The 26,284-nt window shown below is 64.0% G+C and carries 44 protein-coding genes; 18 read left to right on the top strand and 26 right to left on the bottom strand.

All coding sequences use genetic code 11. The features are described 5' to 3' along the window. Positions 1-91: 91 nt before the first annotated feature. From ACFYVL_RS33290 to ACFYVL_RS33415, 26 genes are all read right to left on the bottom strand, one after another. Positions 92-583 carry a hypothetical protein gene (locus ACFYVL_RS33290; protein ID WP_389251565.1) on the bottom strand — a complete coding sequence of 164 codons (492 nt, stop codon included), beginning with the start codon at positions 581-583 and terminating at the stop codon, positions 92-94. A 169-nt stretch (positions 584-752) separates the two neighbouring features. Further along, positions 753-1,571 (bottom strand): RecB family exonuclease, encoded by an 819-nt coding sequence (locus ACFYVL_RS33295; RefSeq protein ID WP_389251567.1) that lies wholly within the window; start codon positions 1,569-1,571, stop codon positions 753-755. An 83-nt stretch (positions 1,572-1,654) separates the two neighbouring features. Beyond that, complete coding sequence (locus ACFYVL_RS33300; protein ID WP_389251569.1) at positions 1,655-2,269, bottom strand: hypothetical protein; 615 nt, start codon at positions 2,267-2,269, stop codon at positions 1,655-1,657. A 724-nt stretch (positions 2,270-2,993) separates the two neighbouring features. Further along, positions 2,994-3,170, bottom strand: a complete 177-nt coding sequence (locus tag ACFYVL_RS33305) for a hypothetical protein (protein WP_389251571.1) — start codon at positions 3,168-3,170, stop codon at positions 2,994-2,996. Beyond that, a complete protein-coding gene (locus tag ACFYVL_RS33310) occupies positions 3,167-3,361 on the bottom strand; it encodes a hypothetical protein (RefSeq protein ID WP_389251573.1) in 195 nt (64 codons plus the stop codon). The genes ACFYVL_RS33305 and ACFYVL_RS33310 overlap by 4 nt, the downstream gene beginning before the upstream one ends. A 26-nt stretch (positions 3,362-3,387) precedes the next feature. Continuing rightward, positions 3,388-3,615, bottom strand: coding sequence for a hypothetical protein (locus tag ACFYVL_RS33315; RefSeq protein WP_389251575.1), 228 nt, complete (start codon positions 3,613-3,615; stop codon positions 3,388-3,390). Further along, positions 3,612-3,854 (bottom strand): hypothetical protein, encoded by a 243-nt coding sequence (locus ACFYVL_RS33320; protein ID WP_389251577.1) that lies wholly within the window; start codon positions 3,852-3,854, stop codon positions 3,612-3,614. Before ACFYVL_RS33320 ends, ACFYVL_RS33315 begins: the two co-directional genes overlap by 4 nt. Next, positions 3,851-4,159: a hypothetical protein gene (locus ACFYVL_RS33325; RefSeq protein ID WP_389251579.1), complete on the bottom strand. Its 309-nt coding sequence runs from the start codon at positions 4,157-4,159 to the stop codon at positions 3,851-3,853. The genes ACFYVL_RS33320 and ACFYVL_RS33325 overlap by 4 nt, the downstream gene beginning before the upstream one ends. A 151-nt stretch (positions 4,160-4,310) precedes the next feature. Further along, the gene (locus ACFYVL_RS33330) at positions 4,311-4,523 is read right to left on the bottom strand and encodes a hypothetical protein (RefSeq protein ID WP_389251581.1); all 213 of its coding nucleotides are present in this window, start codon (positions 4,521-4,523) and stop codon (positions 4,311-4,313) included. A gap of 29 nt (positions 4,524-4,552) precedes the next feature. Beyond that, positions 4,553-4,759 carry a hypothetical protein gene (locus tag ACFYVL_RS33335; protein ID WP_389251583.1) on the bottom strand — a complete coding sequence of 69 codons (207 nt, stop codon included), beginning with the start codon at positions 4,757-4,759 and terminating at the stop codon, positions 4,553-4,555. Positions 4,760-4,797: 38 nt separating this feature from the next. Next, positions 4,798-5,019 carry a hypothetical protein gene (locus tag ACFYVL_RS33340; RefSeq protein WP_389251585.1) on the bottom strand — a complete coding sequence of 74 codons (222 nt, stop codon included), beginning with the start codon at positions 5,017-5,019 and terminating at the stop codon, positions 4,798-4,800. Then, positions 5,006-5,272, bottom strand: a complete 267-nt coding sequence (locus tag ACFYVL_RS33345) for a hypothetical protein (protein WP_389251587.1) — start codon at positions 5,270-5,272, stop codon at positions 5,006-5,008. The genes ACFYVL_RS33340 and ACFYVL_RS33345 overlap by 14 nt, the downstream gene beginning before the upstream one ends. Beyond that, a complete protein-coding gene (locus tag ACFYVL_RS33350; protein ID WP_389251589.1) occupies positions 5,269-5,526 on the bottom strand; it encodes a hypothetical protein in 258 nt (85 codons plus the stop codon). Before ACFYVL_RS33350 ends, ACFYVL_RS33345 begins: the two co-directional genes overlap by 4 nt. After that, positions 5,523-5,717 carry a hypothetical protein gene (locus ACFYVL_RS33355; RefSeq protein WP_389251592.1) on the bottom strand — a complete coding sequence of 65 codons (195 nt, stop codon included), beginning with the start codon at positions 5,715-5,717 and terminating at the stop codon, positions 5,523-5,525. The genes ACFYVL_RS33350 and ACFYVL_RS33355 overlap by 4 nt, the downstream gene beginning before the upstream one ends. After that, positions 5,714-5,875: a hypothetical protein gene (locus ACFYVL_RS33360; RefSeq protein WP_387901121.1), complete on the bottom strand. Its 162-nt coding sequence runs from the start codon at positions 5,873-5,875 to the stop codon at positions 5,714-5,716. Before ACFYVL_RS33360 ends, ACFYVL_RS33355 begins: the two co-directional genes overlap by 4 nt. After that, a complete protein-coding gene (locus tag ACFYVL_RS33365; protein WP_389251593.1) occupies positions 5,872-6,546 on the bottom strand; it encodes a hypothetical protein in 675 nt (224 codons plus the stop codon). Before ACFYVL_RS33365 ends, ACFYVL_RS33360 begins: the two co-directional genes overlap by 4 nt. Positions 6,547-6,584: 38 nt before the next feature. Then, positions 6,585-7,049: a hypothetical protein gene (locus ACFYVL_RS33370; protein ID WP_389251595.1), complete on the bottom strand. Its 465-nt coding sequence runs from the start codon at positions 7,047-7,049 to the stop codon at positions 6,585-6,587. 81 nt (positions 7,050-7,130) lie between these two features. Further along, complete coding sequence (locus ACFYVL_RS33375; protein ID WP_389251597.1) at positions 7,131-7,439, bottom strand: hypothetical protein; 309 nt, start codon at positions 7,437-7,439, stop codon at positions 7,131-7,133. Then, positions 7,429-7,554 (bottom strand): hypothetical protein, encoded by a 126-nt coding sequence (locus ACFYVL_RS33380; protein ID WP_389251599.1) that lies wholly within the window; start codon positions 7,552-7,554, stop codon positions 7,429-7,431. The genes ACFYVL_RS33375 and ACFYVL_RS33380 overlap by 11 nt, the downstream gene beginning before the upstream one ends. A 35-nt stretch (positions 7,555-7,589) precedes the next feature. Beyond that, on the bottom strand, positions 7,590-7,850 hold the full coding sequence (locus ACFYVL_RS33385) for a hypothetical protein (RefSeq protein WP_389251601.1): 261 nt from the start codon (positions 7,848-7,850) through the stop codon (positions 7,590-7,592). After that, positions 7,847-8,047 (bottom strand): DpnD/PcfM family protein, encoded by a 201-nt coding sequence (locus ACFYVL_RS33390; protein ID WP_389251603.1) that lies wholly within the window; start codon positions 8,045-8,047, stop codon positions 7,847-7,849. The genes ACFYVL_RS33385 and ACFYVL_RS33390 overlap by 4 nt, the downstream gene beginning before the upstream one ends. Beyond that, positions 8,040-8,309, bottom strand: coding sequence for a hypothetical protein (locus tag ACFYVL_RS33395; protein ID WP_389251605.1), 270 nt, complete (start codon positions 8,307-8,309; stop codon positions 8,040-8,042). The genes ACFYVL_RS33390 and ACFYVL_RS33395 overlap by 8 nt, the downstream gene beginning before the upstream one ends. 86 nt (positions 8,310-8,395) lie before the next feature. Next, positions 8,396-8,680: a hypothetical protein gene (locus tag ACFYVL_RS33400; protein WP_387901106.1), complete on the bottom strand. Its 285-nt coding sequence runs from the start codon at positions 8,678-8,680 to the stop codon at positions 8,396-8,398. Positions 8,681-8,710: 30 nt separating this feature from the next. Beyond that, positions 8,711-9,064 (bottom strand): hypothetical protein, encoded by a 354-nt coding sequence (locus tag ACFYVL_RS33405; RefSeq protein ID WP_389251607.1) that lies wholly within the window; start codon positions 9,062-9,064, stop codon positions 8,711-8,713. 78 nt (positions 9,065-9,142) lie between these two features. Beyond that, positions 9,143-9,460, bottom strand: a complete 318-nt coding sequence (locus tag ACFYVL_RS33410) for a hypothetical protein (protein WP_389251609.1) — start codon at positions 9,458-9,460, stop codon at positions 9,143-9,145. Between the two features lie 29 nt (positions 9,461-9,489). Continuing rightward, positions 9,490-9,840, bottom strand: a complete 351-nt coding sequence (locus ACFYVL_RS33415; RefSeq protein WP_389251611.1) for a hypothetical protein — start codon at positions 9,838-9,840, stop codon at positions 9,490-9,492. A gap of 1,531 nt (positions 9,841-11,371) precedes the next feature. Between ACFYVL_RS33415 and ACFYVL_RS33420 the strand changes: the two genes are divergently transcribed. The 18 genes from ACFYVL_RS33420 to ACFYVL_RS33505 all read left to right on the top strand — a co-directional run bounded on the left by ACFYVL_RS33420 (position 11,372) and on the right by ACFYVL_RS33505 (position 26,090). Further along, positions 11,372-11,713 (top strand): HNH endonuclease, encoded by a 342-nt coding sequence (locus ACFYVL_RS33420; protein WP_389251613.1) that lies wholly within the window; start codon positions 11,372-11,374, stop codon positions 11,711-11,713. Between the two features lie 243 nt (positions 11,714-11,956). Next, entirely contained in the window at positions 11,957-12,223 is a 267-nt protein-coding gene (locus ACFYVL_RS33425) for a hypothetical protein (RefSeq protein ID WP_389251616.1), read from the top strand. Between the two features lies 1 nt (position 12,224). Next, the gene (locus tag ACFYVL_RS33430) at positions 12,225-12,929 is read left to right on the top strand and encodes a hypothetical protein (protein WP_389251619.1); all 705 of its coding nucleotides are present in this window, start codon (positions 12,225-12,227) and stop codon (positions 12,927-12,929) included. Between the two features lie 9 nt (positions 12,930-12,938). Beyond that, positions 12,939-13,226, top strand: a complete 288-nt coding sequence (locus tag ACFYVL_RS33435) for a hypothetical protein (RefSeq protein WP_389251621.1) — start codon at positions 12,939-12,941, stop codon at positions 13,224-13,226. A gap of 11 nt (positions 13,227-13,237) precedes the next feature. After that, positions 13,238-13,444 (top strand): hypothetical protein, encoded by a 207-nt coding sequence (locus ACFYVL_RS33440; protein WP_389251623.1) that lies wholly within the window; start codon positions 13,238-13,240, stop codon positions 13,442-13,444. A 10-nt stretch (positions 13,445-13,454) separates the two neighbouring features. Continuing rightward, entirely contained in the window at positions 13,455-15,083 is a 1,629-nt protein-coding gene (locus tag ACFYVL_RS33445; RefSeq protein ID WP_389251625.1) for a terminase TerL endonuclease subunit, read from the top strand. Positions 15,084-15,101: 18 nt separating this feature from the next. Then, positions 15,102-16,625 (top strand): phage portal protein, encoded by a 1,524-nt coding sequence (locus ACFYVL_RS33450; protein ID WP_389251627.1) that lies wholly within the window; start codon positions 15,102-15,104, stop codon positions 16,623-16,625. Continuing rightward, on the top strand, positions 16,600-17,493 hold the full coding sequence (locus tag ACFYVL_RS33455) for a hypothetical protein (protein ID WP_389251629.1): 894 nt from the start codon (positions 16,600-16,602) through the stop codon (positions 17,491-17,493). The genes ACFYVL_RS33450 and ACFYVL_RS33455 overlap by 26 nt, the downstream gene beginning before the upstream one ends. Next, positions 17,493-18,059 (top strand): hypothetical protein, encoded by a 567-nt coding sequence (locus tag ACFYVL_RS33460; RefSeq protein WP_389251631.1) that lies wholly within the window; start codon positions 17,493-17,495, stop codon positions 18,057-18,059. Before ACFYVL_RS33455 ends, ACFYVL_RS33460 begins: the two co-directional genes overlap by 1 nt. A 74-nt stretch (positions 18,060-18,133) precedes the next feature. Further along, positions 18,134-19,174, top strand: a complete 1,041-nt coding sequence (locus ACFYVL_RS33465) for a P22 phage major capsid protein family protein (protein WP_389251633.1) — start codon at positions 18,134-18,136, stop codon at positions 19,172-19,174. Between the two features lie 83 nt (positions 19,175-19,257). Next, positions 19,258-19,716 carry a hypothetical protein gene (locus tag ACFYVL_RS33470; protein WP_389251635.1) on the top strand — a complete coding sequence of 153 codons (459 nt, stop codon included), beginning with the start codon at positions 19,258-19,260 and terminating at the stop codon, positions 19,714-19,716. Between the two features lie 8 nt (positions 19,717-19,724). After that, complete coding sequence (locus ACFYVL_RS33475; protein WP_389251637.1) at positions 19,725-20,078, top strand: hypothetical protein; 354 nt, start codon at positions 19,725-19,727, stop codon at positions 20,076-20,078. Further along, entirely contained in the window at positions 20,050-20,352 is a 303-nt protein-coding gene (locus ACFYVL_RS33480) for a DUF5403 family protein (protein WP_389251639.1), read from the top strand. The genes ACFYVL_RS33475 and ACFYVL_RS33480 overlap by 29 nt, the downstream gene beginning before the upstream one ends. 41 nt (positions 20,353-20,393) lie before the next feature. Continuing rightward, a complete protein-coding gene (locus ACFYVL_RS33485) occupies positions 20,394-20,780 on the top strand; it encodes a hypothetical protein (RefSeq protein ID WP_389251641.1) in 387 nt (128 codons plus the stop codon). A 104-nt stretch (positions 20,781-20,884) separates the two neighbouring features. Next, complete coding sequence (locus ACFYVL_RS33490; protein WP_389251643.1) at positions 20,885-21,601, top strand: hypothetical protein; 717 nt, start codon at positions 20,885-20,887, stop codon at positions 21,599-21,601. A gap of 119 nt (positions 21,602-21,720) precedes the next feature. After that, positions 21,721-22,047, top strand: a complete 327-nt coding sequence (locus ACFYVL_RS33495) for a hypothetical protein (protein WP_387901060.1) — start codon at positions 21,721-21,723, stop codon at positions 22,045-22,047. A 50-nt stretch (positions 22,048-22,097) separates the two neighbouring features. After that, positions 22,098-22,556 (top strand): hypothetical protein, encoded by a 459-nt coding sequence (locus ACFYVL_RS33500; RefSeq protein WP_389251645.1) that lies wholly within the window; start codon positions 22,098-22,100, stop codon positions 22,554-22,556. Positions 22,557-22,565: 9 nt separating this feature from the next. Next, a complete protein-coding gene (locus tag ACFYVL_RS33505; RefSeq protein ID WP_389251647.1) occupies positions 22,566-26,090 on the top strand; it encodes a hypothetical protein in 3,525 nt (1,174 codons plus the stop codon). The last annotated feature ends 194 nt before the right edge of the window (positions 26,091-26,284 follow it).

Consider the following 26,284-nt stretch of genomic DNA (forward strand, 5'->3'; position numbering starts at 1 on the left):
CGCGGGAAGGGGCTCCCCAGAGTCACCCTTAGCTCGGATGGATTGACTCAGTGTGTACATTCAGTTCCTCTGGTGGTGATCGACAAGGTTGTCAGAGGGCGTCGTTCTTCACGGTGCGGAAGACGCCGGTGCGGGAATCGCTCATGAAATCCAACGCCGCATGGGCCATGCCCGTACGCGTCGCGGCCATCTCCTGACGGATCTGCTTGCCCATGCGGTGAAAGGTCTCCGTCCGGATCTCCAGCACCTGCTTCACCTCCTCGATGTACGACCGGAAGAGGTTCAGCTCGGCACGGAGCTGCGCCCGCTCCTGCTCGGCCTGGTCCAGGCGATCGACGATGGTTCGCAGAGCCGCAGTGGCCCGCTTTTCGTCCTCGCCATGCTTCTCGACCACCATCTCCTCGATGTCGAGGATCTGACGCTCGACGGTGACCATGAAGCGGGCGTGCTCCATATCCATGGCGAGGTGGGTAACGGTGGCGTCGGGGTTGGGACAGTGCTCCGCCGCGATCTCGGCCGCCGAATCGGTGTCGCACTCCTCGACAACGTCAGCGGTGATCTTGTGCGCGAAGTTCTGGATCATGTGGGGCTGCTCCTGGCAGGGTTTCTCGTCCGCCCCCATCTGGGGCGCAAAGTTTGCGGCGAGTGCGGGTGGCTTAACGAAGCTCTTACATGGTCTAGACCGGTAATTTACACAAAAGGTTGATTCCCGATCTCGAACCGTTGGTCCCGCTGATGCGGGACTAAAGTCCCTAGGCTGCGTAAGCGCAGCTCCTCTGCACGGGGCATCGCCCGCACTTCTCCGGGTCCGGCTTCGGGGTGAAATCCCCTGACTTCACGCCCTCATCCATTCGGCCAAACACATCCTCCAGATGGCCCGTGTGGATGTCAAGTTTGCGAACCCGGCTCGGCTTTCCGGATTTCCCTGACCAGTAGTCACCGGCCTTGCATTCGAGGTCGTACAGCTTGTTCATCGCGAGGGCGTACACATCAAGCTGGAACGTGTCGTCCATCTTGGGTATGACGCCGGTCTTGATGTCTCGAACCAGAGGACCATGCCTGGGGTGCTCGATAACTTGATCAATGAAACCGATCACCTTTACGCCAGCGATCTCGATATCAAATCGTTGCTCAATAGCTGGCACCCCGTCAGCGGATTTCCAAATGGTCTCGTCCGGATGGGCTTTGTACCAGTCGACGTAACTCGCGACCTGCCCCATCCCGATTGACCAGCGCCGCTCAAGGTCCGTGAACCCCGGGTACGGGCCGCTCGCCTGCCAACCCTCTTCGTCCGGCTCGGCCTCCAGGCCCTCGTTCGCCATGCGCGTGAAGACCTTGCTGTACACGGCCTGGGCGTCGTCGAGCTGCATCCGCCGGCCACTCTTCTCCCACTCCTCGGCCGCCGCGTGCACCGCGACGCCCTGAGCCAGCCACGCCGCCTGCAATTCCGGCTCCCGGGCGATCCTCGCCAGGTAGTAGCCGTACGGACACTGCTCGTACTGCTTCGTCTGCGACACGGACCTGGGCTTCGTCTTGTACGCCTCGGCCCGCTCCTCGATGGTGGTGCTCAACCGTTCCTCCATCCCGTGTGGATGTCAAGTGACTTGGGAAAGGCAGGGCCCCCGAAGGGGCCCGACCCTCTACAGCTCGTTCGTTACTCGTTGCCCTGCTTGAGGCCCTGCTCGATCACCTTGCGGCTGAACACCTTCCGCTGCTGTGCGGTCGGCTCACCGTGAGGGCGAACGATCAGGTCTCCGTCGTCCTTCACCCGGTCCTCCAGGCGCCACCCGCCACACTGCGCGAGTTCGTTTCCTGGTTGCTCGGGATCATGAACGATGATCTCGTTCTCGTTGAGAGTCCCCCACCAGTGGGTTACCTCTCTCCACCGGACCGGCGTGAAGTTCGACGGGTCCGGATTCAGCGCGTACTTCATGTGCGCGGTGATGTAGTTGTACAGCGAGCACTGCTGCTGGTGCGGAGGCACCGTGAACGGCCTCAGCTCCTTCAAGTTCCCGCGGTCACCCTGATCAAGCTGACTGGCGTCACCCTTGATGTGGTGGTAGACACCCTGCCGGCTGATGCCGAAGAGGTCAGCGATGTCCTGCACGGACATCTCTTTCTTCATGTCGGTACGCAGTCGCTTGATGATCTCAGGGCTTGCGCCGTCGTTAGCGACCGTACGGAGATACCGCAGTCTTTCCGGGGACACCCCCTTAGCCTTCAGCTTCTCGAAAAGCGCTTCCCGCTTCTCAGCCGCGTTCTTACTCATACTCATGATCGTAAGTTTCGTTCTGTGTGGTTGTCAAGTGAGACCAGCCCTTCTCAGGCACCGGCCCTAACCGGCTAAGCCCTCTTTGAGGCCCAACCGAGAATCACTATCGAGAGCATCACCCCAACCAGGGGCGACGCCGCGAAAGCCAGGCTCGTGAAGCCCAGCACCACACAGAGCGCCATCACGATCGTCTCGGCCGGCACGTCGTTCCGTACGAACTTGTACCCGGCCGCCGCACTCGCGGGCGTAGCCGCAGCAGCGGCAAGCCAAATGATCAATTAGGTTCCTCCAGCCTGACGCACGGGAGATATGTGGTTTCTACCTCCGCGTACTCCTCAACCAGCTTGTCGTGCGCGGCCGTTCCCGGCTCTTCGCAGTCGCTCGCGATGTCCGACCACATGGCGTGGTTGGCCTCGGAACGGTTCTCTACGTCGATGACCCATGGGTCGTCCCGGAATCGGACCGCTTCCCGTAGCACGTCACGGCACTTCGAATCGTGAACTCGGAAGTGACCCTGGTTGATCAGAACTGCGACCTTCATTGCCTGCCCTCAATCCCTAAACTACGTAGCTACTGTGTGGATGTCAAGTCGGTGGATGTGGGGGTGGGCCTCTGCCTCACCCCCACCCACCCCGGCCCTGCGGCCGGCGCCCGGTTACGGGGCTCCTCGATTGCTGTGCTGTGTGATCAATTCGGCGTCCGCCGAAGGGAGTTCGTTGCGCTACCGGCCGCACTCGATGCAGCGCGTCATGTGGTTCTGGATCTTCCGTGCGATCCAGCTCTTGTCGACCCGCGCCGCTTCCCTGAACTTGGGGTCGCCCGTCCGCCGGTAACGCTCCTCGTCGACAGCCGTGTTGATGCTGTCCCGGATGGCCCGCGCCTTGGTGCAGAGCGTCACTTGATCTTGCGTTCCCTCATCGTGTGGTCCGGGTCGTCCAGCTCGTCTCGGCCGTGGCCGTCGCAATAGGCCGTGGACAGCCACCGACGTATGCCGTACCGCTCCATGTCAATCCACCTGGTGGCAGGCTTCCCGCAGTTCCAGATCCAGCAGCCCACCTGTCCGTCGTCGAGCGTCTGGAAGTGCTTCACTTCGCTCGCGGTTCCGCCCTTGCCCATCAGCCCTGCTCCACCCTCTTGAGGGTCCTCGCGGGGAACCCGATGCTCCCGCCGTACATGCGCTGCGCGTTCCTGTCGTGGGTGTGCAGCACGAAGTTGTGGCCGCCGTTCTCCCACTCGATGACCTTCACCACCCGGAAGTCGATGGGGTGGCCCTTCTCGTTGAACATGACGCCGCCGGCCATGTTCCGGAGGTGCACGCGGTCGCCCTCGATGTACTCGCTCACGCGTCCAGCTCCTCGACCTCGGTGTCTGGGAGGATGGTCACGAAGTTCTGCCGCGTCGGCCCCGCGGCCGGGTCCTGGTCCACGTGCAGCCGCACCGCGTCGACCTTCTTGAGGTTCCACTGCGTCTTCACCCGCTTCGGCTCCGCCACGAGGTACCCCTCGCGCGTCACGTCCCAGCCCCGGGTGTCGTGCCCGGCGACCCGGATGTGGTCGCCCGTCTTCAGGTCGTCGATCTTCATCGGTACCAAACTTCCTCTCCGGTCCTGCTCTTCTGCGTCACGTACTGAGTCCAGTCCGCAACAACCAGCTCGGGGTCCCCGTGCGTGATTGCGGAGCCCTCGACATCCACCAGGGCGCCGGCCGGGTGCGTCCTGCGCACCGTGGCCCGGAACCACTCGCCCTTCTCGGTCACGGCGACGTTCAGCACGTCCCCGACCGCCAGGCCCTCGTACTCGGGCGCTTCCGTGAACCAGGGCACGCAATCGAAGCTGTGCTCGTCGTACTCCGCGCCGATCTCACTGCCGCACTTCTTGCACGGGTTCACGTGCTCGTCGGCCTCACGTCAGCCTCGATGTGGGCGACCACGTCGCCCCTCGTGTTGATGGCTCCGGCGATGCTCCGAGCCCTCTCCAGCCCGGCCGGTCCAGGAGGACACCAGGCCACCGAGTGGCGCCGCCACCCCTCGCCCTGCTTGATCACGTAGAAGCCCCTGCACTCGGCGCCTTGCTCCACTCCCTGACCTCCGCCCACTTCACGTTCTCCGGCTTCACGCCCTCCAGCAGGGCGCCGTACACCACATCGATCACGTCCACGGTTCCGTGGCGTTCATCGGGCACCAGGACGTACGCCTTCGTCCCGAGCTTGGTCTCCACGAAGACCCGCTCACTCGGCCACGCGCCTCGGTACATGGCTCGCAGCGTGTTGAAGGTGAACACCCTCAGTCCCTCCGTATCCGTACGTTCTCCAGCGGGACGACCTCCAGGTCCCGGCACTCCTCCGCGTAGGTCTGACGAGCCAGCCCGTACCGCTTCGGCTCGATGACCACCGCTGTGATGTGGGCCTTCTTCATCGGGTTGTCCGAGTACACGGCCCCGACGATCACGCCGTCGAAGACGTGGCGGTAGCTCTTGAACTTGACCCGCACCCCGTGACGAATCCGCTTCGGGTTCGGTGGCCGGCCTTTCACCAGCCCCACCAGTTCCGGACCTGTTCCGGGGTGTCCTCGTAGTGGCACCGGATCACCTCGTCCAGCTCGGCGCCGCTCTTGTCCTCGCGGAGAAGGTGGATCATCGAGACGACCGCCAGGCCCAACAGGTCCCTATCCCTGTCGCCTAGATCAAGCTCGTCCAGGACGATGTCCGCACCGGAGTTGACCAGCTCTTCGATTCGCTCAAGCGTGAGCACGTGCAGCCTCCCGGGCCCTCTCGATGGCGGCCACCAGGCGGCCCGCCTCCTCGTCCGTCAGGTCCATACCGAACTCGGCCTCGAAGCTCGGCCCCTGCTCGACGGAGTCCACGTACCACTTCACGTGAACCCGCTCGCCGGCCTCCTCGAAGGACAGCGTGCTCCGCAGCCCGTACCTGTCCACGTCCACCCAGAACTCCCGGATGAGCCCGGCGTCCACGCCTTGGCCCTCCTCGACCACGATCTCGGTCACGCCGTCGCCCACTCCCTTGTCTCGATGCCGAGTTCGCTCAGCACCTGGTCGTACATCCCGTTGTCCTCGACCCATGTCCAGTCCTCCTCTGGCACCCCAGGCCGGGCCGTCCAACACAACATGTGGTTGCTCGATGCCGTACGCCGGTCGGAGCACAGCCGCTTCGCGTCCTCCTTCTCGACCTCCCACAGGACCCGCATCCGTGTCGGTGTGGTCCTGCGACTGGCGATGAACACGTAGACCGGATCGTTCACGCGGCCTCGACCTCCAGCAGCGTCGCCCGGACCTTCGTGGGGTTCGCGTCCCCGCCGTCCCGGCAGTGCCACACCCACATCTGAAGGGCCACCGTGCGCTCCCTCATCAGCGGATGGGTGTCCACCTTGTACACGTACTCCCGGCCGTCCTCGTCCGGGACCACGACCTCCCACACGTGCCTGTCACTCATGCTTGCCTGATCACTTTCACGAAGACCCCGTGGCTGTCCCGCAGGTGGAGTCGGTTGTCCTTGATCCCGAGGTACGTCACCTCGTAGTCGTCGAAGGGGTGGAACACCCCTCCGGGCTCGATGACTTGCCCGTCGAAGGTGATCGACTCCCCGGTCATGCGTCCTGCCCCTTCACGATGTCCATCACGGTGATCTGTCCTGCTGCCTGCATGTCGTCGTGGAACCGCTCCGCGATCCCGGTCCGCACCTTCTCCAGCTCGCGCTTCTCGATGGGCAAGTCCGTCAGGCACACAGGGCACTCGTACTCCTCGCTCTCAAGGTCGATCGCACCCTCGTAGGCCAGGCCCCCGATCTGCTCGCTGCACTCGTGGCTCGACACCTCGCACGAGCACTCCTCTCCGGCATGGCACTCGTGGTCGTTCGGGTGGTTCTCGTCCCACTCGATCTCGTTCGCCCGGTCCTCGTTGAGGTACGGCCAGGCGGCGAGCCGACCCTCGATGTCCGCGACCAGGCTCCGGATCGGCTCGTGCTCGGGGTTGTAGACGAAGGTCTCGGCCGGTCCGTAGCCCCAGTGGATCTGGTTCGGGTCCTCGTCCTCCAGGGCCTCGATGACGGCCTCGGCGTTGCTCACACCCCGGGCGTACGACTCAGTCGAGCCGTAGTAGTCGTAGCCATGGGTCCGGTTGGAGACGAAGTGCCCGGCGTGGTCCCGGATCGCTGCGATGGAGTTCCAGTCGGCTTGCTCAGCCTCGCCCCGGAACTGGTACTCGGCGTACCAGGGGCTGTGTCGGCAGAGCTCGCGGAGTTCGTCGGAGATCTCGACGCTCATGCGGTTCGATCCTCTTTCGCTCTTGTGTGGATGTCAAGTCAGACGGATTCGAAGACGTGCCCGTTGCGGCTGATGGTGTAGTTGCACTCCCACGTCGCCAGGTCGACTTCCGGCTCCTTCAGGTCGTTCTCCCGGCAGAACCGCTGGATGTCCCGGTAGCTCACCCAGACCTCTTCGCGAGTCCGCTCGGTCTTCAGCCCGATGTACCCGTGATCGTCGATGGACTGGCGGGCGTAGTCCTCCAGGGACTCCCACTTGCCGCTGTACGCGTCTCCGAACTTGCTCCCGGCCTCCTCCACGTCCCACGCACAGATGGCCAGGTAGTCCATGAACGCCTCGGTGTCCGTCTCATGGATGCCGTTCTCCTCCATCACCCGGTAGGAGTGCAGCACCCCCCACAGCGGCCAGTCGGTGTCCACCACCGGCATCCACTCCGCCGCGAAGTCCTTCACGTCGTCGGCGTCGAACCCGTGCTCCTCGGCAAAGGTTGCGATCGTCTTCATGGCACCCACAGCTCTACTCCTCGGTTCGTTGACGGCCCCGCGGTGGACACACTCCACCCCCGGCCGGCGGGACCTTAGTCCCTACTTGCTCGCGGTCAGCTCTCGCAGCGACAAGGCCCACTCAGCCAGCTCGGAGACCAGCTCCACACACGCGTCGTCGTGGTCGTTCAGGTCCTCGTACTCGTCGTTCATGCGGGCCCGGTGAAGCCCCAGGGCCTCCCGAACGAGCCTGCCCACCGGGTCCGGCAACTCGCACTCGTGGCGCTCGTTCTCGCAGTGCCCGCAGTACACGTCATCGTCCGGGCCCTGGTCGTAGTCGTCCGGGTAGGCCGCGAGGTCCATCCGGCAGTCCGAGCACTCGACCATGCCCGTCCACTCGTTAACTCGCACCGGCCATCTCCCGTTCGATGCTCTCCGCCAGCTCGGAGACGAACTCCAGACACCCGTCAACGAGGTCATCGAAGTTGTCGTACGTCTCGTCCATCCGCTCCCGGTGCAGGCTCAAGACCTCTTCCAGAAGCTCACCGCGCAGCTCGTACCTCATACCGGCGACAGCTCCTCGTGGTGGCCCCGGAACGTTGCGATCGTGGACCACACTTCCGCAGCCCCGTCCTCGTCGAACTCTTCCCCGGCCTGGATCTCTTCGACATCACCGGCGTAGTTCCCCCAGAGCCACCGCAGGGCCTCCGTCCTGGCACTGCTCCGGTCCGCAGCCTCGACCCGCACCACCCAGGGTTCAGCCCCGCCCTCGTACCCATCGGTCCCGTAGTTCCAGTCGGTCACCACCGTGTACTTGTTCACGCCGCCACCAGCTTCCTTGCCTTGATCTTCCGTACGTCGTCCACCTCGAAGCCCGTCGAGCTGTCGAAGTACGCGTTCAGGTCGTCAGCGCTGCACAACTCATCCGATGCCAGCTCTTCCGCCTCATCCCGGTCCTCGGCCGTAACCCGGACCTCGTACGACACGGTCTCGACCAGCGTCACCAGGTACTCAGCCACGGAACCAGTCCTTACCGTCCGTGCCGACCAGGATCGAGCCCACAGCGTGTTCCAGCTCATCCCCGGCGGTCGTCCCGCACTCCGAGCACGTCACCTCGTAGTCCACCTCCGAGAAGCCGAAGATCGAGAGCACCGGCTCACCGTCCGGGCCCCGGTCCAAGTTCAGCCACCCCTTGGCAGAGGCTTCCATCACGCCGTCGCAGCTCTCCCGGCGGCAGGTGAAGACGGAGTTCGGGCACTCAACTTCGTTGACGTAAGGCATAGTTCATCCCTTGTCGTTGGTTGGGTTGGTGTTGGACTGACAGTCCATGACCGACCACCCGAGCACGGGTGTCCGATCAAAGATCGTCAGATCTCCAGGTAGTTCGCGAAGGCCCACATCGGGAAGCTGATGACGACCGTTTTCGAGAGCGAGACCCCTCGCTTCACGGTCCCGTCATCCCAGGTCTGTTGCATGAACGCGTGCTCCAGGAGGCCGCTACAGTCCGCGAAGCTCGACGCCGCGAACGCGTCCGGGAACTCGGCATCCACGTACCGGTCGTCGTCCCACCCGTGGAGCTTGGCGGAGTACAGATCGAGCACGGTCTTGAGCTTGTCCACCAGCTCCGGCGACACGTTGTCTCGGGTGATCACAGAACCCTCCTGATGTGTGGATGTCAAGTCTCAGACCAGCGGAATTTCGGACTGAGTCCCCGCGTCGTAGATCGCAAGCTCGTTCCGCTCACGCCCCAACCGCATGGCCTCTTCCCGGTCCTCGATGATCTCCACCAGGTCCAGGTACAGCACGTCCTCGGAGACCCAAGTCCCGTACCACATGCGCTCGTTGGCAGCCACGGTCAGTAGATGCTCAGCCACGAAGCCAGCAATCACCCCGGTAGAGCCGTCCCACCCGAAGATCTTCCGGCCGTACTCCGGCTTCGCCACCACATACCCGGAGGTCGGGTTACTCCTACCGCGAGCCCAGGTGAAGCCACCCTGAACCGTCGTCTCCGTCGCGATGCGCTCAAGCGTCAGCATGTCCGTGTTCCGTTCCAGTCTACCGTGTGGATGTAAAGTGCCGGGGCTGTGAGAGGGCACAGCCCAACCCTTGCCGTCCTAGTTGTCGTCGCCCTCGATGGACCACGAGCCGTCCTCGAAGAACGTCACCGGGTAGTCCGCTCCCCCGTAGTTCAGGCCCATGGAGTTGACCTCCCGGAGGATCGCAGAGCACGCGTTGTGACCCCGTCCGCACTCCTGCCAGACCGTGTACCCGATCTTGTCGAAGGCCCCATCCAGGGACTCGTTCACGACCTCGACAGCTATGGCGTTGGCGTCCCGCTGATGCCCGGCCTGCGCCGAAGCTGCGTACCCAGAGACCCCTACCGCGAGGATCGCGGCTCCGACCCCGGCAATGATCGTGCGCTTCATGCTCATGAAACTTCCCTCAGTGTGTGGATGTCAAGTCAGGCCGCTGCGGAAAGAGCGATGGCTGTACGCAGGGCCTGCGTGTCGTTCTTCGAGAGCCCAAGGCTCGCCTGATTCCGGAGACGGCGGAGTTCGAGCACCGCTTCGGTCGGCTGGGGAACCGCAGGCTTGGTCAGCTTCACGAGGGATACACCACGGTTGGCCATAACAGTCTCCTGATAGTCGTCGATCGGGATCGGATTCCCGTTGCCACGTCCAGCTCCGGACGCCTTGCATCCCGCACAGAGAAGCAGGGTCTTACCGTCACCCCACTGCCCGACGAACCGGGCCTTACGGAGGATTTGGTTTCCGTCCATGTCGTTCCACATGGCGCAGATTTCACAGTTCACGATGCGTTCCGCTCTCGTGTTGTTGCAACATCACGTTATCAGTTGATGTTGTGTGGATGTCAAGTCACTTAGCGACTTTGAACGCCGACAATTCCCTACCGAGATTTGCCAGCGAACAGAGTTGCTAAGCGGCACTTACTAGTGCGCTACACCGGTTGACAGGGAGTTCCGGGGTCCCACGGGCGTAGTCGGTCCGATACCGCCACCGCCTCCGGATCGTGAGCCGGGGTCAATGGTGGGCGGTCGCTTCTGACGCGTTTCCGTCCTTGTATGCGCACTAGTCATGCGCCGTGTCTGCGTTGGTCACTCGGCCGCTTCGTGCGGCTGTCGTCGTTCCCTGCTGACACCGAGAACATTACGCACGTCGGTGTGTGGATGACAAGTCGCGTGATGCTGATGCATAGGGGTGGGGGGTACCTGGGTCGCATGATCGGGAATGCAAAACCGCAGGTCAGACGCCATGCACTACCCATCATTGTTGCCTGGATCACATGCGTGGATGACAAGCTGTGACGCTGCTGTGAGGCACGGCCGTACCGACATGGGCCACGTGGTCACCACACGCACGACAGGCCATCAATACCGCGCGCACGCGCGTGCGCGGTTCCTGTTCTGGCAGTAGGCGCACCCATGATCAGGGCGGATAGTTGCGCACTTCAACAGTAGGCAATGCACATAGTTGCACACGCTGATCATTCACCGCATCAACAATCCACATCACAAACAGTTGCACACACAACTACGACGCACGCTCGTACGTGCACGCTGCATAGACATGGATGGTGTGCATAGATGTGCAAAGTATTGCATTGCGATTCTTTCGATCGATTGAATGTTGAGCAATCAATTTCGAATCAAAAAGTTGAATCGAAAACATTTCATCGACGCAAGGTTTAAGGGGTGAAAAATTTCAGAGAAAAAAGAAGGTGGGTACGGGAGGGGGGTACCTCCGATCACACGAAAGCCCCGACCGATGCGTCATAGCGCCTCCGATCCTGTACGGGTCCAGAAGTGCAGAGGGTGACTGGATCTCACGCTGTGCTCACAGTCCGCTGACTCCTCGCGGCTCCGCCGGCACCTCCCCCGCGGCCCCTGATGGCATGACCCAGGTCACACCTGGAAAACGCCGGCCACCAGCTCGGTCAGGTCGACGGCCCAGGATTGACGGGAGTGCATGGCTATACATGTGAACTGGCTCACTCTTTAGACACCTCGTGCCGCGCCCCTATCTTTCGCGGCACCTCTATCTAAGTGAGGGAGAGAGCGAGCGCAGCGAGCGAACGACCGAACGCTCAGGCTGAGCTGAGCAGGCCGCCCGAAAAGGCGGCCCTGAGTCTGAGAGATAAGAGCTAAGGCAGCCTCGGAAGGCTGCCCTGAGATTACTGAGAAGGCAGCCCTTGAAGGCTGCCTCTATTAGTCGCGTGCCGAAAGGCACGCTCCTGTAGCTCAAGGATTTCTCAACCTACCTGCGGGGCCTTTAAGGGCCCCTCTCCAAACTACCTACCTATCTAACTAACCTCCGGAGGTGCTGATGACCTGGACTCCACCCACCTCCGGGTGGTCGTCGTCCACCAGCTCCGCCTACCGCGGGAACTGGTCCCGCCTTCGGCCGGCGGCCTGGCGGCGTGACTCCGGCCTGTGCCAGCACACCCGGTACGACACTGGCCTCCCCTGCCTCGCGGAGGGCTCGGTGGTCGACCACATCACCCCGGTCTCCCAGGGAGGCTCCAACCGCCTGGAAAACCTCCAGGTGCTCTGCTCCTTCCACCACAACCGGAAGACGGCCCTGGAGGCCGCGGAAGGCCGCAGGAAGGCCCGGCAGGGGCACCGCCTTGGTTCTGGTCGTGGTCGTCGACCCGGCGCACTGGAATAGGTGACCGGGAACACACTCTGCGAATGCCGCGAAAAGGCGTTTGCGGCCCCTCTTTATTAGTGAGGGGAGATTGAAACTCCCCTCGTGAGTGAGTGAAGTCCGGATTGGATTCGTCAGATACTCGCTCGCTCCCCCGCCCTTCCCGGGCGTGATGCTGCGGTTGAGCCCCCTGGTTGTAGCTCTGCTCCCAGGGGGCTCCCGCTGTTCCCCAACGACACGAAAGAGGACCCGAGAGCGTGAGCGATGAGTAAGAGCAAGGCGAAGCCCTCCCGGGCTTTCGAGGACAAGGCCGATCGGATGCTGAAGGCGGAGACGCGACAGCAGCGCGAGGCGTACCAGCTCCTCGACGAGTACCAGGACGTGTTCTCGGACGATGCTCTCGGCGCTGACGAGTTCTGGGACGACGACGAATTCGACGACTACTGCGAGCAGTGCCACGACTTCCACTGCACGGTGACCACCTGGTCCGGCGAGCGGTTCACGGTCGACGGCTGCGACGAGGAGGACTGAGATGGCCCGGCAGGGGTTCAACGGTCCGGCCCCGAAGAGGGCCGAGGAGAGGCGCCGGCGGAACAAGGACGTGGACCTGAAGGTCACGCCCAAGACGTACGGGAACATCGCGGCCCGGGAGGACAACTTCGACCCGAGCTGGCATCCCGCGGCCCAGCTCCTCTACCGCTCGTTCTCGGACTCCCCCGTGAGCCTGTACTTCGAGCCCTCGGACTGGGCCACCCTCCGGATCGTCATCGAGTCGGCCAGTGCCTCACTGCTCCGCTACGAGGACCGGGTGAGCCTGGACATGGTCGGCTCGGTCATCAAGGGCCTGGAGGAGTTCCTTGCGACGGAGGCCACCAGGCGGCGGCTCCGCATCGAGACGGAGCCCCAGGAGGGCGCCCGCTGGCACGAGCCGGAGGAGTACTGGCACCCCCTCGCGACGGCTTGGTACGAGAGCCTTCAGCGCTCCGGCCAGGCGGCCTTCTACCAGGCCAGCGACATCGCGTTCGCCTTCTTCATGGCGGAGGTCATCACCCGGTACCTCGGTGCCGGCCTGAAGATGTCCGGCCGTCTGCTCGACGTGATCCTGAAGGGCTGCACGCTGCTCCTCGCGACGGAGGCCAGCCGGCGGATCGCTCAGATGGAACTCACCAAGATCGAATCTCGAAACATCGACGCGGAGATCACCGCGCTGATGGAGGAGTACGCCGCAGCCATCTAGGAGGTGCACATGGCGTGGGACGGAACCTTCGACTGGCGTCAGGACACCTCGGTGTTCGCGCGCAAGTGGGAGCTGTACATCAAGCCGGAGAACGAGATCCACGTGGCTACGGCCGTCGTCCTCGACTACGGCACGCAGCTCCACCTCCATAACGAGGGCTACCACAAGTGGTACGCGGAGTCCGTTCTCCCGATCGCTGATCAGCGCGAAAACGAGACTGACCCGATCGACCTGGACAAGAACATCGAGGCCGCCAAGAAGCTGGCCGAGCTGATGGTGCGAGCCATCTTCGCGTAGGAGGGAGAGGCATGGCTGAGCTGAACGCCAAGGGCCGGAAGGCCCTGAAGGAATCGAGCTTCGCTCTCTCCGGCCGGCGCTACCCGATCCACGACGAGGCCCACGCGATGGTCGCCCTCGGGCGGGTGAAGCAGCACGGCACCCCCGAGGAGCGCAAGACGGTGCACGCGGCCGTGTGCCGCCGGTACCCCCATTTCGAGAGCTGCAAGATCAAGTAGAAGGAGGAACGTGGAAGCCGTCCTCACAATCAAGGACGACTACGTTCCCCAGTGCGGTCCTTGCAAGACGTTCGGAAACCGGGCCTGCGAGCATCGCACGCTCGGGTGGGGAATCCTCCGGTGGGCCCGGGAGAACTTCCGGGAGGACTGGAAGTACACCCCCTCGCAGGTGCGGACGATCCTGCGCTGGTACGAGATCGACGAGCACGGCAAGTTCGTCTACACACAGGGCGCGTTGCAGTTGGCGAAGGGCACCGGCAAGGGCCCGTACTTCGCGACGCTCGCAGCTGTGGAGTTCCTGGGCCCGGCGAAGTTCTCGCACTTCGACGACAAGGGCCGGGCGGTCGGCAAGCACGCCGACGAGCCCTGGGTGCAGCTCTTCGCGGTCAACATCGACCAGACGAAGAACGTGATGCTCACGCTCCACTCGCTCTTCCACCCGGACGCCATCGCCAAGTACGGGATCGACCCGGGCCAGGAGCGCTACCACGCGCGGCACCCGGACGGGACCTTCGCAATCCTGGAGGCGAAGACGGCCTCGTACCGCTCCGCGGAAGGCGGCCGGCCATCGGCCCTATTTTTCGACGAGACGTGGCACTGGAACGAGTCGAACGGCGGCCACAACGTCTTCGGCACGGCCACCGCCAACGCCGCCAAGGTCGGCGGGCGCATCCTCATGGCGACCAACGCCTACATCGTCGGAGAGGACAGCGTCGCGGAGCGCGTCCACGTCGCGTGGCAGCGACAGCAGGACGGCAAGCAACGCCGCACCGGCCTGTACTACGAGGCCCGCACCGCCAACCCTGACTTCGACATCGAGGACGAGCAGCAGCTCAGGGCCGCCATCGCCGCTGCCTACGGGGACGCCTACTGGGCGGACATCGACGCGATCATCGACCAGTGCTACTCGGGCGTGATCACGTACGAGGAGATCCTTCGGAAGTACTGCAACCTCGTGACGGCCTCTGAGGACTCCCTGATCGACCCGGTGGCCTGGGGCCGCTGCGAGGTCGCGAGCGAGCTACGCCGGGGCGACCAGATCGCCTTGGGGCTCGATGGCGGCGAGGCGGACGACAGCACAGCGTTGGTGGCCATCCGCGTGCGGGACTCCTTCATCCAGCCCATCGCCATCTGGGAGAAGCCTGACGGACCTGAAGCCCAGGTCTGGAAGGTGGACAAGGAACAGGTCTCCGGAATGGTCGATTGGTGCTTCCAGAACTACAAGGTGCAGGCGTTCTTCAGCGATGTCGCCTTCTGGGAAACCTGGGTCAATCAGTGGTCCGAGCAGTACGGCCCGCGGCTCGCCATTCGCTCGACGGCCAAGAGCGCGGTCGCGTACGACATGCGCGGAAATCAGCGTGAGATCACCGACGCCAATATGGCGTTCGTCGGTGCGGTCGAGCAGGGCCTCGTGAAGCACAACGGGCACTTCGGCTTGAAGCGTCACGTCGAGAACGCGAAGAAGCGTCACAACAAGTTCGGCATCGGCTTCGGCAAGGCGAGCCGGGATTCCCAATACAAGGTCGATGCCTACGCGGCGACCCTCGCCGCATATATCGCCAGGCGCCGTCTGGTCGAGTCCGGAAAGAACACAACCCCAAAGCCCGTACCTAAGTACCAGGTGATTGGAGGTTTTTGATCACCTGGAAGGAAGTACGTGGCTGAAGAGCAAGACTCGAACCTCCCCGTCAACATCACTGATATCGACGAGCGGATAAAGCAGTCCCTCAAGATGATCGAGAAGGACTACAAGAGCCTAAACACGGTCGATCAGTACGTTCGCGGGCTGCACGCCGCGCCGTATACCCCACGGCGCTCAAACCCGGAGTTCAAGGAACTCGTTCGACGCAGCATCCACAACATCATCCCCCTCTTGGTGGACGCGCCGTCGAACGCCCTCTCCGTTGAGGGCTACCGACGCCCGGACGTGACGGGCAATCCCCCGGAGTGGACGTTCTGGCAGTCGAACCGCATGGACCAGAGGCAGACCCTCGTTCACCGCTCCGCGATCGAGTCGGGCCAGGCGTACGTTTCGGTGACGCCGGCCGATCCGAAGAAGCGGCCGGGCATCGACCCGAAGACGCCCGAGATCCGCACCTACCCGGCCATCCGGATGTTCGCGGGCTATGACGACCCGATCTTCGATGCCTTCCCGTTGTACGCCCTGTTCATCGAGAACAACGTGTACTCCGACAAGGAGCCGACCCGCGGCCGGTTCTTCGACGACAAGTTCGTCTACGAGCTGACCATCGGCAAGGAGTACAAGATCGAGGGCAAGCGCCCTCACGGTCTCGGCGTCTGCCCCGTCGTGCGCTTCACACCGAAGATGGATCTCCTCGGCCGCTCTCAGGGCATGGTCGAGGGCATCATCCGGTACCAGGACAAGCTGAACCAGATGTGGCTGTCGCTGCTCATCGCGCAGCACTACACCGGCTTCGCGATCCGCACGGCCACCGGCCTCTCGCCGGTTGAGCGGGTCGACGAGAACGGGATGCCGATCCTCGACGAGGACGGCCAGCCGACGTACATCCCGCCGGTCCTGGACCCGAGCACGATGCTCGTCAGCCCGAACCCCGACACCAAGTTCGGCCAGCTCCCTTCCGCTCCCACCGGGGAGTTCCTGGAGGCTATCGAGCTGCTGACAAGGCACATGTGCGCGGTCACGGAGACCCCGCCTCATTACCTGCTGTCCGGCAAGCTGGCGAACCTCTCCGCGGACGCCTTGGCGGCGGCCGAGTCGGCGTTCACCCGGAAGATCGACGAGATCAGGCACTCCTTCGGTGAGAGCTGGGAGCTGGTGCTCCGGCTCTGTGCCCTGGTGTCCGGTGATCAGACCGGCTTCGAGATCGAGGATGCCGAAGTGCAGTGGGCCGACAAGGGCAACCGCTCGCTGGCCCAGGCCGTTGACGCCGGGCTCAAGCTCTCGCAGATGGGCGTCCCGGTGGACCTGGTCCTCACGAAGATCCCGGGCTTCACGCAGCAGGACGTTGACCTCGTGCGCGAGCGCCTGGAGCAGGCGCCGGCCGAAGAGAGCGACGACTCCGAGAAGAAGCCCGCCTCGAAGGACAAGGCCGCGTTGAGCGGCGCTGATCAGAAGGAGAAGCCCGCGCCGTCCGCGGGCAAGGCCAAACCCCAGCCCGAGGAGACCGTGAAGAATGGACAGCAGGCAGCAGCAGTCTGACAAGGCCCGCAAGGTCTTCCGGTCGGCTCAGAACTCCCTCGGCGTTGAGGCCGTCCGGCTCACGCTCCGGCTCGTCTCCTCGATGACCCCGCAGGCTCTTCGCAAGAACCCTGCGGGGTTCGTCGCCAAGTGGCACCACGAGATCAACGGCCTCCGCAAGAAGTCGAAGAAGGCCGGCCAGGCGTACTACCGGCTGGAGCGGGCCATCTGGCTCGGCCGCACAGTCGATGACGGCCTCGGCATCCGCCCGACGATGAACGGCCTGTGGAACGACCTCTACGGCGCCGCCGACATGCCGAAGGTGTCCGGGGTCGGTGACCCGATCCGTCTGGACCCGTCGCCCTGGAGCGAGGACAACGACCGCGAGTCCCACAAGGACATGTCGACGATCTTCCACTTCAAGGCGACCGAGCGGCTGAAGAAGGCCGAGAAGGAAGCCAACAAGGACTTCCTCACCATCGATTCGCTCGACGAGCTGGACGACCTCCTCATGGAGTCGATCGCGGACAGCCTTGCTGGCGAGGCCCAGAAGGTGACCGAGGGCGGAGGCCGCGACGCCATTGCGGAGGGCGTCCTCAAGGACCCGGGCGCCTTGCGCTACATGCGCGTCCCCGAGGAGGGGGCTTGCTACTTCTGCATCATGCTCGCCTCCCGAGGCGCGAGCTACCGAAACAAGTGGACCGCTGGTGACGCCGACGTTCGGCAATTCCATCCGAACTGTAAGTGCGAGGCGGTTCCCATCTTCTCCAACGACTACGAGTACCCGCCCGAGGTGAAGGCGGCCGTGGCCGCTTGGAAGAACTTCGGCGGCGGAAACAAGCAGCAGTTCCGTCGCTTTATGGCTAAACATCAAAGGGAGATTGACTGATGGCTGACGAGATTATCGAAGAGACTTCCACGACTTCCGAGAACGCCTCGGAGGCCGTTGAGGAGACCACGACTGAGACCGTGGTCGAGGAGGCCCAGGAGAAGGCCGGCGAGCGCCAGGACCCCATGATGCGGGACCTGGGCCAGCAGCCTGCCGAGTCCACCACTCAGGAGGAGCTTCCTCCGGTCGAGGACTTCAAGGGCCAGTACGAGGCGCTGAAGGCAGAGTTCGAGTCGCTGAAGGCGAAGTACTCGGAGACCGCCGATCGTGCTGACTCTGCGGACCGGTTCAAGGAGGAGCTGGCTGCCGCGACGGGCCGTGTGGCCGATGTCGAGCAGCGGCTTCTCCGGCAGAAGGTCGGTACCGAGTTCGGTATCCCTGCTGCCCTGATCGACCGCCTTTCCGGTGACGACTACGAGGCCATGGCTCTGGACGCGAAGAAGCTCTCCGCGTTCGTTGGCGCCCCTTCGGGCGGCCTCGGCAAGGGCGGGCTCGACCCCAACGAGGTCGCGTTCGACGCGAAGAAGTTCGTGGCGCGTGAGCGCTCGAAGCTCTACAGCGCCTGACCCCACGCCGTCACCACTCCAGCCCCCTTTCCGGGGGCTTTTTTCATGCCCCGATTCAAGGAGGAGGCCACTCTATGGCTGACACGCAGAACCACATTTACGAGGCGGAAAAGCTCTCCGCCGTCGCGCTCGCCAACATCGAGCAGTCCGTCGTCCTGGCCGGCACCGTGCAGAAGCACCCGTCCGCCGACTTCGACGGCGCCAAGGGTCACGTCGTGAACGTGCGCCGCCCTGCGATGCTGAATGGCTTCGACGAAGACCTCGACGCGGGTAACGGCACCATCTCGGGTGACCAGTACACCGCTCGTCAGATCAAGTCCGAGGCCCTGAACGAGACCGTCATCGGCGTCAAGCTGGACCGTCACGTCTACTCTGCGGTGGATCTCTCCGACGCCGAGATGTCCCTCTCGGTCTCCAACTTCGCGTCCCAGGTCGCGATGCCGCAGACCGAGGCCATCGTGAACAAGCTGGAGTTCATGATCGCCAACCTGCTGAGCACCGGCAAGAACGACGCTTCGGGCGCCACCCTGTGGACGAACGAGAACTCGGCCACCGTCGACATCGACCTCAGCAAGCACGAGGAGGCCGGCAAGGCTGTCCGCTTCGCCATCGCCCAGCTCGCCACCCAGCTCACCCAGCGGAACATCCCCACCTCGGGCCGCTTCCTCGTCATGGGCGCCCAGGCGGCCGGTCTGCTCCTGGCGGACCCGAACCTGTCCCAGGTCCAGGCGGCCGGCGAGGCTTCCGCCCTGCGTGACGCCACGATCACCCGCCTGCACGGCTTCACGATCGTCCAGGACAACCGCATCGGTGAGTTCGAGGTCTACGCCTACCACCCGACCGCGATCCAGCTCGTCACTCGCGCCCCTGCCGTCCCGGCCGGTGGCGTCGCGGCTGGTTCCTCGGCCGCTGACGGTGGCTACGCGATCCGCTGGATTCGCGACTACAACTCGATGACCGCGAGCGAGCGCTCCTTCCTGTCCTCGTACGCGGGCGTCACCTTCGTGACCGACCGCACCCGCGACAAGAACGGCAAGGTCGTCGAGACCCCGAAGCTGATCCGCGCGCAGAAGGTCACCTTCAAGCCGAAGGCTGGCTCCAGCCCGGCGAAGTAAGCACCCGACGAGGGGCCCCAACCAAACTACCTATCTAACTAAGTAAGTGGCTGGGGTCCTCCGTCCTGACCGAGGAGGTATCCATGTGTGAGCCTCTGGGGACGGTGCAGGAGCTTGAGGCCCGCATGGGCCGACCCTTCGTTGATGACCTGGAGAAGCGCCAGGCCGCGGCTGCCATCGCTGACGCGTCGGACATCGTCCGCGCGTACGGGAGCCCCTTGTGGGGCTGCGACGAGTTCGACCGGAAGGTGCGAACGCCCCCGGCCGTGAAGGCTGTGACGCTGGCGATGACGGAGAGGCGGATGCGCAACCCCGAGAACTTCGTCAGCGAGGGTGCTGGCGAGTACCAGTACAGGTATGCCGAGCAGGGCAGCAACGGTTTTGCCCCGTCCAAGCAAGAGATCATGCTGATCGAGAAGCTGGCCAACAAGTACGGGGTTCGCACCCTGGACGTGGTCCGCGCCGTCTCGATCAACAACCGTCGTACCTTCCCGTACGACGAGACCGTCAAGGATGTCATCGACGCCGAGAACAGCTCGTAGGAGGCGTCATGGGCATCTTCGACCGCGCTCCCCTGGAGCTGGTGGTTCACGAGCTGGCGGAGGGCGACGACGGTTACGGCGGCACGATCCCGGTTCGCGGGAAGCGCCACGTGCTTCGCGTGTTCGCCCAGCCGATCGACGCCGACGACAACAGCTCGCAGGGCTGGACCGAGCCCGGCCGGTACAAGATCCTCGCTCGCGACTTCCCCACCTTCCGGTGGGGTGAGGTCGAGTTCGAGGGCCGGAAGTGGACCGTCAGCGAGTATCCCCGCAAGCACCGAGGCTCCCGGCGAACCCAGTTCGTCAGCGCCGTGATCGAGAGACGAGGGAGTCATGGGCTGGGTACACCCGCGGACGAATGAGATCGTCGCCGGTCTGCCCGGCGTGAAGGCCGCGCTCAAGGAGACGGCCGGCAAGCAGAGAGCCAAGGTCATGGCGAAGGCGGCCGGGCACGTCGAGACGGGTTGGCTCATCGAGCACATCACGATCGACGAGCACGACAAGGGCTACGCGATCGTCTTCACCGATCCCAACATCATCTCGATCAACTACGGCCACTGGCTTCGCAAGACCAAGAACGGTCCGCCCCTCAAGTGGGTGGACGGCATCCACATCATCGAGGAGGGGTTGCACTGACGTACCTGCTTCCCGACTCGGAGGCCATCGTCATGGAGGCCGTGGACATCTACCTGAAGAAGGAGTTCGGCCGCGAGGCCGCCGTCCGCGTCGTCATGCCGAACAACTGGCTCGACATCTTCCCCCTGGTCGTCATCCGCAAGAGCAGCGGAACCGCTCGAAACTCCAACCACCTTGATTCGGGAGTCTTCACGGTCCACTGCTTCGCGTCGACCAGGCGGGACGCGTCGCTCCTTGCCCGACAGGTTCGGGCCGCTCTGGCGTCGGCCTGCCGGGATCGCTTCCGGTCAGAGCTGGAGCCGGGGAACCCGGGCCTCTCGTACTTCAAGGAGGTGACGGGGCCCCTGTACTCGTCCGGTGATACGCAGCTCAACCACCCCGATGTTCATCGGTTCGTGGCGAGCTACATCGTGTACAGCCACCGCTGAGGGCGGGCTCCCAAAACACCAAACTAACTAACCAAGAGGTCGTCCACCACTGGCTGGTGGGCGGCCTCTTCGTCATGCCCTCACGGGCTGAAAGGAGGGCCCTGGTGCCCGACATCACCGACGAGAGCCTGAAGCCCAAGCACTACGCTCTCGCCCCGAAGACCGGCTACGTGTACGTGGCCCCGGTCGACACCCCGGCGCCGCCGACGTTCCCCTTCGAGCCTGACGGCAAGGACATCTCCTTCACCTGGAAGGACGAGGGTGACAAGTCCGCCACCGCGAAGTGGGTCTCCATCGGCAACACCTCGCTGGAGAACGGCATCGAGATGGCCGTCGAGGGCGACGACCCCGAGACCCTGGGTACCTGGCAGGTGCCGGCGCTTGAGGTGACCTCGCCCCCGAAGTCGTACTCGATGACCATGAACCTCGCGGACATCTCGATCGAGACCCTGAAGCTGTACTACGGCGCCTCGGACTCCGCGGTGCACAACGGCCAGTTCGTCATCCCGAACACGCCGACCACGACCGACAAGGCCCTGTACATCATCGGCACGGACGGCAAGCACGTCGTGGCCTGGTACTACCCCTCGGTCCGCATCATTGGCGCCGACTCCATCACGCTCGACCCGTCCGCCCTGACCGAGGTTCCCGTGCGGGCCTCGATCGTGAAGGGCCGCGCGTACCTGGAGCTGGACGAGGACAGCAAGGTCGTCACCGGCTCCGCGAAGGACGGCCTGGGCCGCGTCTTCCCGAAGACCCGCATCAAGGCCGAGGACGACGGCACGTCCAGCGCGCCGGTCCTGCTCGCGGACGCCGCGTAAGGCTCCGCCCCAATCCACCCCCAGGGAGTGTTCCTCCCTTTCCGCTCCCTGGGGGTTCCACTTGACATCCACACAGAGAGGGAGGCCCCACAGACCATTTTTAGAGAGGGAGAACTCTTATGGCAATTCTGGACTTCAAGGCTCTGCTGGACGAGGCGGAGAAGGCGCCGGCCGTCGAGCTGAAGGGCATCAAGGGCGAGACCATCAAGCTGCGGAAGTTCGAGAATCTTCCGGGTGCCGACTTCAAGAACGTGCTCAAGTACATCGACATCATCCAGGACGACAAGGTGTCCGAAGCCGGGAAGATCGACGCGATGGACAAGTGCCTCGTGGCTGCGGCCGACAAGAAGGACGCTCTGAAGGTTGCCCTGGAGAAGCTGCCCATGGGCGCCAGGAACAAGGTATTCGGCGCCTGGATGGAAGACGGCGAAGCGGGAAACTCCTAAGCCTCCGCAGTGCCCTTGACGAGTACGGCGGGGAGATTGCAGCCGACCTGATGCGGTTCTACGGAGTCGATATCCATGGACTGTTCACGGGTGAGCTGCCTCCCCGCTACTGTCTCGCGCTCATTGAGCATTTGCCTCTTGAGTCGGCGTTCAAGAGCCGGGCACTTTGCGACGGAGGCACGAAGGACGCGGGCTGGGACCGAAACACCTTCCTGCTTGCAGAGATGCTGGACGCCCTTCAGATGATCCACACCTCGTTCGTGCGGTCGAAGGTGAAGAACCCGCGCAGTGTGCGTCAGCCCGATCCGTATCGGCGCCCTGGTTCCACCAAGGAATCGGAGACGAAGTACAACCCGTTCTCCAGCGCTCTCGACGAAGAACTTCCGGAGCCTTCCGAGGACCGCGAACTGTACGGCGAAACCGGCCAGAGGACGTTTGCCATTCCCACAGAAATTCTGGCTCGTTCCTCTTCCACCGAGGAGAAGGGAGCCCCGTTCAAGGTAAGTTAGGGAGGCCCTATGGCTGACGGACCCGGCGGCACGACTGTTGGTTCGGTCAATATTCGAGTGGTCCCGGATACCTCGAAGTTCAAGCGCGAGATAGCCGCGCTGATCGCGTGGTTCAACGGGAAGAAACTCAAGCTCGAAATCGAGGCCGACACCGCGAAGGTGAAGGCGGAACTCGAAGCCCTGTCCCGAGACCGCGAGATCAAGGTCAAGGTCGACGCCGATACCACTGCCGCGAAGGCAAAGGTGGCGTCCGCGTCGAGAGACCGGAAGATGACCATCGACGCGGTTATCAAGGACAACAAACTCGATGTCGGGATCGACGACGACGCCCTGAAGCGGAAGATCCGCCGGGCGTTGCAGAACGAGGAGATCCAGCTCCGGGCCGAGGTCGACTCGGTGAAGGCCGAGCTGGAGTTGGAGCGCCTGGTCCGAGACCGCAGGGTGAAGCTCCAAGCCGACCTTGACGACGCGAAGGCGCGGATGCGCCTGGCGGCCCTGAGCGGCGAGAACCGCCACCGTCAGGTGTACATCCAGGCGAACCTTGACGCTGCCCGCGCGAGGGCCGCTCTGAAGGCCCTGGAGCGTCGCCGTGAGGTCGACATCAACCCTGACCTCGACAACGGCCGTGTGGCTGCTGTGGCGGCTCGTCTGGCCTGGCTGACGCACAGGCGTGAGGTGGTCATCACCACCAACATCCGAAACAACTTCATCTACGCGGCGGCCCGCTCGATCAACGCCTTGTGGCGTACGGGCACGCTCGCCTTCAAGTCCATCGGTGCCGGTGTTGCCGGTGTGGCCAGCCTCGCGGCTGGTCTGGCTGGTGGTTTCCTGAAGGTGGGCGCCTCCGCGGCCTCTGCTGCGGCTGAAGGTTCGGGCGCGTTCGCGAGTCTGGCCTCGAAGGTCTCCGGCTCCCTGGCGGGCGCCGCGGACTCCACGCTGTCCTTCTCCAGCAAGATGGCCGGCGCGATGGTCCAGATGGCCTCGAACATCCCGCAGCTCATCATTTCGCTGGTCACGATGACGGCGACCCTCGGGTTCGTCTCGTTCGCGGCCGGCGCCTTGATCGGCGTCATCTCCGCCCTGACGGCAGCCCTGCTCTCGCTCGTCGGTGCCGCTGTCGGCATCGTCGGCCTGCTCGGCGCGATGGCCGTCGCGATGGCTGCGGCCGGTGTCGCTGCGCTCGCCCTGGCGGCTGTTCCGCTGCTGCCCATGGTCGGCGCCTTGGGCCTGATGCTCCTCAACACGGACAAGCTGAAGGCCAAGTTCAAGGAGCTGAAGTCGGTCCTTGAGACGACCGTCCGGCCTGCCGCGAAGTCCATGTTCGAAGCCTTCGACAAGGCGTTCGGCGGGATCTCGAAGTGGCTGGTCAAGATCACGCCCGACCTGAAGGCGTTCTTCGACGCTGGCTCGAAGTTCGTTCAGCCCCTCGTCGACTCCCTGACGGGCTTCATCGACCAGGTGCTACCGCGCGTCACGAACGCGCTGAAGGACTCCGGGATGGTCGCCTTCGCGGCGGCCCTGAAGGACACCTTCATCAACCTGGGCAAGACCTTCGGCAACTTCATCCAGCTCCTCGCCTCCAACGGCGAGAAGTTCGGCTCCGTGATCCGCGAGATGGGTCGCGGAATCGATCTTGTGGTGATGGCCCTCGGCCGCTTCATGGTCAACATGTCCAACGGAGCGTCAGCCCTGGGCAAGGTCGCAGACGGCATCGCCGCCTTCTTCGATGAACTCGGCGTCCGGATGGGCCGAGCGCTCGACACCACCGAGTTCGACCAGTTCATGACGCACGTCCAGGAGGGCCTTCGTCTGCTCGGTCAGGGTGTGGGTCGCTGGGTCGAAGAGGCGACGCGGCACGGAGACGACTTCGGTCGTGCCTTCCAGGCCATCGCTCAAGCCTTCTCCGACAGCGCCGAGCCCATGGCCCGCTTCATGGCGGCCGGCGCCCGGGTGCTGCCGACCGTGCTCGACGGCATCGGTCAGGCCATGTCCAAGGTCATGCCCGCCCTCGAACAGTTCATGGTCGTCTGGGCCAACGCGAGCCCGGAGATCATGGGCGCCATAGCCGACGTGATCGCGGAGATCCTGACGAACCTGTCGGATCAGTCCGTGGTCGAGTCGATCAAGCGCATGGTCGAGGTGTTCGGAGACCTCGCGACCGAGCTGGTGAAGCCCGAGATGATCGACGCCCTCGTGAACCTCGGAGAGTCCTTCGCCGGACTGGCCAAGGCCATCGGCCCCGGTCTGATCGACGGACTGACCCGCTTCGTCGACCTGCTGACGCCACTGGGCTCGGGTATGGCTGCTGCCTCGCAGTTCATGACCGGCGACCTGCCGGGCGCCATGGACTCCCTTGGCTCTGCCTGGGGTTGGCTGAAGGACAAGTTCACCTCGGACAACGAGGAAGTCTCAGCGCAGACGCAGACCATGTTCGACACCATGCGGTCGGAGACGACCACGACGGCCAACGCGATCCAGGAACAGGCCGCGGCCATGTACCGCCAGATCGCTACCGAGCACGGGCAGATGAAGGACGGCGTCCTCACGGACTGGCAGTCCATCGAGCAGTACACGGAGCAGGTCAACAACGGCATCGGCACCGCGTCCGAGAACGCCCAGGCGCGAGTGGACGTTGCTGCGTCGCTGGCGAAGACCGCGTGGGAGAACAGCAACCGCGTGGCCGCCGACTCTTCAGCCTCCATGGCCGAGAAGATGAAGGCGAGCAACGAGGCTGCTTCGGCTGCGATCAAGGCTCAGGCCGAGGCTCAGGCCGCGAAGCAGGTCCAGGAGTCCAGCAAGGCCAAGGACGGGATCAAGTCCAACATGGACGGCGCGAAGGACGCCTCGAAGTCGGCCTACGACGGCATGAGCGAGTCCTCTCGCCAGACGTGGGACAAGATCGTGAACGACGCCAAGACCGGCACGTCGAACATGAACGTGACCTCGACGCAGGCGTGGAACGACCTGGCCAAGAAGATCGAGAGCACGCTTTCGACGGCCAAGTCTCGGATCGACTCGCACAGCAAGGAAGCGACCCGCGCACTGGGCGCGGTCCCGAAGGATGCGGGCGAGAAGTGGCCTCCGTACAAGGACAAGGTCCAGGGCGCCTGCAACGGCGCTGTCACCGCTGTCCGCAACGCCGCATCGCAGATGAAGGCCGCGCTGAACTCGGTGACCTCGCAGACCTACACGATCAACGTCAAGGTGAACACCACGAAGACCGTGACGGAGATCCACAAGGCTGCGGCTGACGCGAAGGCTTCCGCCCAGCCCCGGACGGACATCCCGCTCGGGTATGCCGCGGCTCCCTTCGATGCCGGCCAGTTCCGTGACGCGCTGCCGGAAGACGCCCTCTACAGCTCCTACCGCAGCGGTGGGGCTCTCTCGTCCGCGATCAACTCGCTGGCGGAGAAGGGCGGCCGTAGTGCGGAGCCGGTCACGCAGAACACGGTGACGGTCAACGCCAACACCAACGCCGACCCGGTCGCCATCTCCCGTGAGGTGGCGTGGCAGTTGAAGCGGATCACTCGCTGATCAGCGCCGCTCAAGGGCGGGTCCGGTCGGGGCCCGCCCAAAGAATCAAACTAACTAAGTAAGGGGTCGCTCCTCGTGGGCGGCCCCTTCCACGTGAGGACCCCACGATGAGAGATTCCGCGCACGTGGACTCGTTCCCCGGGAAGGAGTGGACCCTCTGGTATCGGGGGGTCCTCCTCGGGGGCGACTCCCCA

Source organism: Streptomyces sp. NPDC004111, from assembly GCF_042874215.1.
Lineage (GTDB): Bacteria > Actinomycetota > Actinomycetes > Streptomycetales > Streptomycetaceae > Streptomyces.